The organism is Collinsella sp. TF10-11AT, from assembly GCF_003437565.1.
Taxonomy (GTDB): domain Bacteria; phylum Actinomycetota; class Coriobacteriia; order Coriobacteriales; family Coriobacteriaceae; genus Collinsella.
In genome coordinates this window covers 1-2,055 of record NZ_QSQW01000025.1, presented here as the reverse complement: position 1 = coordinate 2,055, position 2,055 = coordinate 1, and the positions used below count along the sequence as shown (strand labels likewise).

The following is a 2,055-nucleotide window of genomic DNA, read 5'->3' as shown; positions in this document are numbered from 1 at the left end:
CGCCGACAATACACGGGGCTAAGCTGGACACCGAAGCGGCGGGATTTTAATTCATTAGAATCGGTAGGGGAGCTTCCCATGGGCGGAGAAGCCGGAGGGCGACCGGCGGTGGAGCGCATGGGAGTGAGAATGCTGGCATGAGTAGCGAGAGACGAGAGAGTAACTCGTCCGCCGTGAACCCGAGGTTTCCTGGGCAAGGCTAATCCTCCCAGGGTCAGTCGGGGGCTAAGGCGAGGCCGGGAGGCGTAGCCGACGCGCAGCAGGCAGACATTCCTGCACCGCGCACGCGGCGCTACGACCGACGGGGCGACGGATGGGGGTGGCTCGGCGGGGTTCTGGACGTCCCCGTGATGGAGCGCGGCCCGCGGACCAGGGAAATCCGGTCCGCATCAAGGGCGAGGCTCCGGACGAAGCGATTGAGCGAAGCGAGTGAGCCCGAGGTCCCTAGAAAAACCCCTAGGCAGGCGCGTGCGCGCCCGTACCGCAAACCGACACAGGTGGGTGGGTAGAACATACCGAGGCGATCGGGTCAACCATGGTCAAGGAACTCGGCACAATGGCCCCGTAACTTCGGGAGAAGGGGTGCCCGCGCGTACGTGAACGGACTTGCTCCGGGAGCGGAGGCGGGCCGCAGTGGAGAGGCCCAAGCGACTGTTTACCAAAAACACAGGACTCTGCAGAAGCCGCAAGGCGACGTATAGGGTCTGACGCCTGCCCGGTGCCGGAAGGTCACGCGGAGGAGTTAGCCGTTAAGGCGAAGCCCCGAAGCCAAGCCCCGGTAAACGGCGGCCGTAACTATAACGGTCCTAAGGTAGCGAAATTCCTTGTCGGGTAAGTTCCGACCTGCACGAAAGGCGCAACGACTTGGGCGCTGTCTCGACCATGGACCCGGTGAAATTGCACTGGTCGTGAAGATGCGACTTACCCGCGGAAGGACGGAAAGACCCCGTGAACCTTCACTGCAGCTTGGCATTGGCCGCTGGTCCCGCGTGTAGAGGATAGGCAGGAGGCATCGATCCGGAGGCGCCAGCCCCCGGGGAGCCGCCCTTGGAATACTGCCCTCGCGCGACCGGCGTCCTAACCCGAGGCCGTCAACCGGCTCGGGGACCGTGCCAGGCGGGCAGTTTGACTGGGGCGGTCGCCTCCTAAAGGGTAACGGAGGCGCGCGAAGGTCCGCTCGGGACGGTCGGCAACCGTCCTTTTGAATGCAAGAGTACAAGCGGGCTTGACTGCGAGGCCCACAAGCCGAGCAGGTGCGAAAGCAGGCTCTAGTGATCCGGCGGCCCCGAGTGGGTGGGCCGTCGCTCAACGGATAAAAGGTACTCCGGGGATAACAGGCTGATCTTGCCCAAGAGTCCACATCGACGGCAAGGTTTGGCACCTCGATGTCGGCTCATCGCATCCTGGGGCTGGAGCAGGTCCCAAGGGTACGGCTGTTCGCCGTTTAAAGCGGTACGCGAGCTGGGTTCAGAACGTCGTGAGACAGTTCGGTCCCTATCCTCCGTGGGCGCAGGAGAATCGATGGAGGCTGCCCCCAGTACGAGAGGACCGGGGTGGACGCACCTCCGGTGAACCGGTTGTCGACCAACGGCACGGCCGGGTAGCCGCGTGCGGCGCGGATAACCGCTGAAGGCATCTAAGCGGGAAGCCGTTCCAGGGATTAGTTCTCCTTCCGGTAAGGGCCCAGGTAGACTACCTGGTCGATAGACGGCAGGTGCAAGGCTGGCGACAGCCTCAGCCGAGCCGCACTAATCGCCCGAGCTCTTCCGGAACCGCACCTCGCGGCCCGCGGGACATGCGCTCGAAAGCGCGGTCCGGGCACGAGGATGCCCCCGAGTCAGATCTTTCCTATGCGCCATGCGGCCCCCAGGGCACGTGTATGCGATACCGGACACCGTAACGGTGGGCGCCGCCCACCGGTCAGCGGCCAGAGCATGGGGGGCACGCCCGGTCCCGTTCCGAACCCGGAAGCTAAGCCCCATCGCGCCGAGAGTACTGCGGGGCCAGCCCGTGGGAGGCCAGGGCGCCGCTGACCGGTGGACGGCACCGAGCCGT

At 65.0% G+C, this 2,055-nt stretch carries 2 rRNA genes (1 of these 2 only partly in view); both read left to right on the top strand.

The annotated features are described in order from the left end of the window. Window positions 1-1,772 (top strand): 23S ribosomal RNA (locus DXC99_RS10150); its annotated part reaches 1,136 nt to the left of the window's first position; the annotation flags it as partial. Between the two features lie 147 nt (window positions 1,773-1,919). Further along, a 5S ribosomal RNA gene (rrf, locus tag DXC99_RS10145) occupies window positions 1,920-2,035 on the top strand. The last annotated feature ends 20 nt before the right edge of the window (window positions 2,036-2,055 follow it).